Below are 6,515 nucleotides of genomic sequence, written 5' to 3' on the forward strand. Positions count from 1 at the left end.
CGGAGAAATCTTTGCCATAATGTTCAAGGGTTTCCCCGTTCCGCTGTGCTCCAAGCGAAAGGACGGAAACGGTAAAGAACTGTGGATTTAAAATCCATTCTTTAAAAATAGCGGATTATTTCCGCTGATTATTTCCTTAATTTGCGCCATGATTTCATTTTTCGAGGCTTCACTTAAACAGCTTTCCATCCACCACACAGGCAATAAATTGCTTGAAGAATATTACAAATTATCTGATGCACCATTAAACATTGAGGATAAGGTACTAGGCAATTTGCTTATGCAGTATTTTTTGAAACCATTCGAAAAAGTAAACGAAGTATATCGCTTTTATCATCCAAATGATAACCTTCAACTCAATGAAGTTTTCCATTTTGCCAATGAGATTTTTGAAAACAATACACTTTTTCATGAGGATTCACAACAACTGGCCAAATATTTATACGATGTTGCCAATCACCCAAAAATAAAATCGGGGGAATTGTATGTTGCTTATTTCGAAAAAGTACAGATTGAGGGCGAGCAATTGGATGTAATCGGAATTTTTAAATCGGAGACAAAAGATACTTATTTAAAGGTTTTTCCAGAGCAGGACGGCTTTAATATGAGCTATGAACAAGATGCCATCAGCATTAACAAACTCGATAAAGGCTGTTTAATTTTTAATGTAGATAAGGAAGAAGGCTATAAAGTTGTTGTGCTCGATCAAGCTAAAAGTAGCAATGAAAGTGCTGTGTACTGGAAAGATGAATTTTTAAAATTGAAGATTAGGAACGATAGTTATAACCAAACCAACAATGTTTTGGGGGTTTATAAAAACTTTGTAACGCAAAAGCTCGATAGTGATTATGAAATTAGCAAGGCCGACAAAATAGACCTTTTAAACCGATCGATGAAGTATTTTAAGGAGAAGGAAACCTTTGATATTGAAGAGTTCGGAAATGAGGTAATCGGTAATGCCGAAGGAATCGAATCCTTTAAAAATTATAAGAAAAACTACGAGGAAGAATATGAATCGCCAATTGCAGATAATTTTGAAATTGCAGAATCGGCAGTTAAAAAACAGGCCAGAGCCTATAAAAGCGTTTTAAAATTGGATAAGAATTTCCACATTTACATTCACGGAAATAAGGATATGATTGAGAAAGGTTATGATGATGATAAATCGATGAACTTTTACAAAGTTTATTTTAGAGAAGAGGAGTAATCGGCTGTTGCCAAAATGTAGAGTTAATAATTAAAAATTTAATCACAGATAAACACAGATTTACCTAGGGATAATTGCATGTTTTGAACTTATTGAAATGCTCCAAAGGGAATCCTTTAGCTGATTTGCTAACTTAAAATTTAAAGCTAAATTCTTTGCTGTGCTTTGAGGGCTAAATATTGGTTTACAACATTTACCGTTAAATTTTGAGGAGCGGTAAGCAAACTTAAAATGCCATATTTTGTAAGTTCTTTTACCATCAATTTCTTTTCGAAGGCAAATTTCTCTGCAATAGTTTTAATGTAAATACCTTCAATATCTTTTGCAGGTTCTTCGCTTAAAGTTTTTAGAGTAGTATTCTCAAAAAATACAACAAGCAACAAATGGAATTTTGCAATCCGTTTTAAATGTGGCAACTGTCTCTCTAAAGCAGACATACTTTCGAAGTTTGTAAAAAACACAACCAAACTTCGTTGCTTTAAAGTAGCACGAACACTAATATACAAAGCTTCCATATCGGTTTCCAGATAACGGGTTTTCTCTTTGTATAAAACCTCCATAATTTTGTGTAATTGTGTCGGCCGGCGATCTGCCTGAACAATACTTCCAGTTTTTTCGGCCACTGTAATCAAACCTGCTTTATCTTCTTTTACCAGTGCTACGCTACTTAAAATTAAACTGGCGTTAATGGCATAATCCAGCAAACTTAAACCTTCGAATGGCATTTTCATTGCCCTAGATTTATCGATTACACAATAAATATGTTGCGCCTTTTCATCCGTATAAGAATTTACCATCAGGTCGCCTTTTCTGGCCGTTGCTTTCCAATTTACGGTTCTATAATCATCACCAGCAACATAATTTTTAACCTGATCAAACTCCATGCTATGGCCAATTCTGCGCATCTTTTTAATCCCGAAATCGGTTAAGCGATTGGAGATGGCCATCAACTCATATTGCCTTAATTTTAAAAATGAGGGGTAAACCGGCACCGTTTTATTTATGCCAACATTAAACCTTCTGCTTATTAAACGTAACGGTGATTGTACGTAAAGTCTGGTTCGACCGAAATCATATTCTCCACGTTTATTCGGCCGTAACAGATAAGTAATGCTTTTTTGGGTTCTGGAAGCAAGTTTGGTGCTAAACCATAAATCTCTTTTCTGAAACTGAAAAGGGATTTCATCGATAATCCCAACCTTAACTTCGAAAGAATAAAAATTTTCGAGGTATATTTTTATCTCATTATCATCTCCATTGCTCAATCGTTCGGGCAAATCTCTTCTTAAAAAAACACCACGACTGTTTCTATAAAGCATTAATAGATCAATGAAGACGAGCACAACCAAAGCACCAAAAACGAAGTAAGGTAAATCGCCCAAAAACGATAAAAAGAAAGAAAATACAAAGAGGGTTACGCACAGGCCGAGGCCCATAAATAATCGTCTATTCAAGAATAAATCTGTGTAGTATTTTCCGAAAAGGTTTTTCATTTCTTTTATCTAGGAATCTCTATTTTCTTAATAATCTGCGCAATAACGTCTGCAGGAGTTAAACCTTCCATTTCCTTTTCGGGGCTAAGCATTACGCGGTGCGCCAATACAGGAGTGGCAACCTTAATGATATCATCTGGCGTAACAAAATCTCTCCCAGCCATAGCTGCAATTGCTTTTGCACTATTAACCATTGCCAAAGAGGCACGCGGCGAAGCACCTAAGTACAGCGATTTATTGTTTCTGGTTTCGTGCGTAATTTGGGCTGCATAAGCCAACAATTTAGGCTCTACAAAAAGGGCCTTAATAGTAGCTCTTAACGACTTTATTTGCTCTACTGATAAAACAGATTCAATTTCCAACAATTGGTCATCAGATTTTTGCTGATGCTGATTCACAAGAATCTGTATTTCATCCTCAAGTGAAGGATATTTTACCTCAATTTTAAATAAAAAGCGATCCAATTGTGCTTCAGGCAAACGGTAAGTTCCTTCTTGATCTACTGGATTTTGAGTGGCCAAAACCATAAAAGGTTCTTCCAATTTGTAGGTATTCCCATCAACCGTAATCTGGCGTTCTTCCATGGCCTCAAAAAGAGCAGATTGCGTTTTTGCAGGTGCTCTATTAATTTCATCAACCAAAATAATGTTTCCAAAAATTGGTCCGTGCCTAAATTGAAACTCAGAAGTTTTAGGACTAAAAACAGCGGTTCCCAAAACATCAGATGGCATTAAATCTGGTGTAAACTGAATTCGTGAAAAGCTTGCAGAAATACATTTTGCCATTAGCTTTGCGCTTAACGTTTTGGCCACACCGGGTACACCTTCCAATAAAAGGTGTCCATCGGCCAGCAAGCCAGCAATCAAAAGATCAATTACGTCTTTTTGCCCGACAATTATTTTGCCTAATGTTTGCCTAATCTGTTCTACCGCTGCGCTCAGTTGAGTTAAATCGGTTCTTTGGTTAAACATTTCCTGTTCCATATTTATTGGTCTTCCTTGTAAAATTGTTCTATAGTTTTGTTCAGTTCAATTAAATGCTTATCATGAACCATTTGTCCTTTTTTTAGATGATTTATTTCAATCAGCAGGTTTTGGATGGTTTCTTCTGAAGCGCTGGAAACTTTAATTAAACTTTCTTTAAATTCTTGATCAAGATCTAATGTCCTCAATCTGTATTTGTTTCTAATGTATTCGAGCAAATATTTAACCTTTTTTTCGGCGATATCTCTATTGTTTCTCTGCTGATAATATACACGGCCAACAACCTTTACAAATTCTACTGAAGTATTGGTTAATCGAGTAATTACAGGAATAATTCTCTGCCTCCTTTTAATCTCGAAAAGCACAAAAACAAGCAACCCAAAAAGGGAAATATAATAGGCCCAACGTAATGAATCGTATTTAAAAATAAGGCGCAAGGGCGAAGTATCTTCTGTACTTGGTCTGGTAAAATGCTCATCCCAAATTAGGGATTTTGAATTTGGTAAGTACGATAATGCCTTTGATGCGTAATCACTTCCGCTAGGTTTTAACAAACTATAATTGGTAAGCAACTGCGGATTTGGCATGATAAACAAAGATCCTTTCCCAAAATTGTACCGAACAAAGTTGACTTGCTTGTTATTTTTATTCCCTAAAATAATGGCTTTAGATGAATCTATTTTGTTGAAATACTGCTCGCTAATTCCCTTTTCAAATGTATAACCAGACGGAGTATGCAAACTTGGATTGGTGAAATTTACAATAGATTTTCTCTTGTTATTCAGTTCAAAATCTGACGTAATTCTAAGTTTTAAAGTATCCAAAAGAACGCCCTGAATTTGAAAAGCAGCAATAAAAATATTGTTTCCGCTTTGCATATAGCGAACCATCTGTTTATAATCCAACTTGTTTACTAAAATACCAGAAGCAACAATTATGTAGTTGGAGTTTCCGTTAGAATTTGCTTTTAGCGTATTGTAAATCGGATCTTTACTTTTCTTAACTACCGTTCCGGGAAAAATATCCTGAATTCTTTGGTGCAAAATATAGGTTCCGAATGGAATTTTATCTTCTGTTAAATAGCTTGGCGACCAATTTGTAGGTTTCGGTTTATAATATTGTGCAACCAAATAAGCCAACAATAAAATGCTGCTGATAATTAGATATTTCTTTAATCCTTTCATGCCGTTTTTTGGTTAAAATCATGAAAAGAATTGTTCACACTTTCAAAAGTGTTCTTATCGAGGAAAAACTCCCCATACCAAATGTATTCAAACTGATTGGTTAGCTTCGAGAATTCGCCTCGTTTTGTTTCATCACTAATTTCTAAAACATACGCTTGGTTTGTTTTCTCTGGCAACCAATTTATAAGTTGTTTATCGCTCAGATTTTTTAATGTTTTTAAATACAGTAACCGAACGGCTAAGCGATAATTTCCAGCTTCTAAAGCTTTTGAAATTTGTTCCTCAAAATCAATTTCGTGGATATTCTCCAAGCTTTCATCAAAAGGGACTTCTAAAGATTTTGATTTGCCAGATAGGAGCCTAAAATCTAGGCCTATCATTTTAATTACGATAAAAACAACCGCAGCAATCGCTACTCCTATTAATCCATATTTTAAAATACTTCCACCAACTTTATTGACGAAAATTTTATCTATCAATTTCCAAAACCAATTCCAAAATTTATCCCACCAGCTTAAAGTTTCTGGCGCTATATCATCATAAATAAAATCTTTCTGTTTGCTGTAAACGGTTACCGCCTGACTATCAATTTTACGGAGCTCAATTTTATTGCTGTCGATTTTTAAAACCACGGCTTTTTTGGTCACAACCGGTTTTTGGACAATTTCTGCCCGTACCGATGTGATCCCTAAGAAAAAAATTAAAATCAGCCTTAAATGCATTTCTAATATTCTTCTGGAGTAGCATTAAACTGTTGCGGTGTTTTTCCCAACCCATCAATCCGATCCATTAAGCCGGTGCTTTCTTTACGTTCTACCAAGTTGAAGTAAATTAAAGTAGCCGCTGTAATTGGGATTATTAAAAATACCTGCGAAAGATATTGAGAGATCGAAGTTACAATTGCATAGGTTTTTGTAATCGGTTTTTCTGCATGTGTAAATGCGCTGATCATTGCTATAATGGTTGCAGGCATTTGTACAAACAAAGTGCAGGCATAGGTTATAATAAAAATAACAAGTATTGCGCCTGCAGTTGGCCACCATTCGTTTTGTAAAAGTTTAAAAGAACGATTAAAGGAATACGCCAAACTTGCATTTTCAATAACCATAATCGGGTAAAAAATAGAAACCGCTGGAAAAACGTAAACACCTGGAAAAAAGCAACATACAAAACATAACACTAAAAACAACGACATAACAATTCCGCTTCCTAGCATGCGAAAGAAATAAAATTTGTAGTAGCTCCAAACTTCTTCAACATTTGGGGCGATGTTTCCTTTTTGAATGTATAAGGCAACATAACTTAAAATGGTTACATAAATTGATGTATAACTTAAAATCATAAGGAGCAACATCAAGAGATATCGAACCGCAAATTTTGATACGCTGGTCCAAATTTCTCCACCAGAGAAATTAGATGAATTTCTTAAATTTTCTTGCATTCCTCCTAATTCCAATTGAGTCATTATGGAAGTTAAGATTCCGCCTAACATGAAAATTCCGCACAGATAAATAAATGCTTTCATTAAAGGCTTAAAGTTTTGCCTTAAAAACAAGAAGGTATCCCCAATAATTTCTCCGAATTCGCGTACTTTCCGAAATTCAATTTTTTCTGCCATTATATATTTTTTTGAGTGCGTTTAAATAAT

General features: G+C 35.1%; 6 protein-coding genes. 1 reads left to right on the plus strand and 5 read right to left on the minus strand.

The annotated features are described in order from the left end of the window. The first annotated feature begins 148 nt into the window (after positions 1 to 148). Positions 149 to 1,207, plus strand: a complete 1,059-nt coding sequence (locus H7U22_RS15385) for a nucleoid-associated protein (protein ID WP_187072228.1) — start codon at positions 149 to 151, stop codon at positions 1,205 to 1,207. A gap of 146 nt (positions 1,208 to 1,353) precedes the next feature. Here H7U22_RS15385 and H7U22_RS15390 read toward each other — a convergent pair whose 3' ends face one another. Genes H7U22_RS15390 through H7U22_RS15410 form a run of 5 tightly spaced genes read right to left on the minus strand, consistent with a single transcriptional unit; the run spans position 1,354 to position 6,485 of the window. Then, entirely contained in the window at positions 1,354 to 2,700 is a 1,347-nt protein-coding gene (locus H7U22_RS15390) for a DUF58 domain-containing protein (protein WP_187072229.1), read from the minus strand. Positions 2,701 to 2,705: 5 nt separating this feature from the next. After that, positions 2,706 to 3,683: an AAA family ATPase gene (locus H7U22_RS15395; protein ID WP_187072230.1), complete on the minus strand. Its 978-nt coding sequence runs from the start codon at positions 3,681 to 3,683 to the stop codon at positions 2,706 to 2,708. Positions 3,684 to 3,685: 2 nt separating this feature from the next. After that, a complete protein-coding gene (locus H7U22_RS15400) occupies positions 3,686 to 4,867 on the minus strand; it encodes a DUF4350 domain-containing protein (protein WP_187072231.1) in 1,182 nt (393 codons plus the stop codon). After that, the gene (locus tag H7U22_RS15405; RefSeq protein ID WP_187072232.1) at positions 4,864 to 5,589 is read right to left on the minus strand and encodes a hypothetical protein; all 726 of its coding nucleotides are present in this window, start codon (positions 5,587 to 5,589) and stop codon (positions 4,864 to 4,866) included. The genes H7U22_RS15400 and H7U22_RS15405 overlap by 4 nt, the downstream gene beginning before the upstream one ends. Before the next feature lie 2 nt (positions 5,590 to 5,591). Beyond that, on the minus strand, positions 5,592 to 6,485 hold the full coding sequence (locus H7U22_RS15410; RefSeq protein ID WP_187072233.1) for a hypothetical protein: 894 nt from the start codon (positions 6,483 to 6,485) through the stop codon (positions 5,592 to 5,594). Positions 6,486 to 6,515: the final 30 nt, after the last annotated feature.

The organism is Pedobacter fastidiosus (assembly GCF_014306625.1).
In the GTDB taxonomy this organism is placed as follows: Bacteria; Bacteroidota; Bacteroidia; order Sphingobacteriales; family Sphingobacteriaceae; genus Pedobacter; species Pedobacter fastidiosus.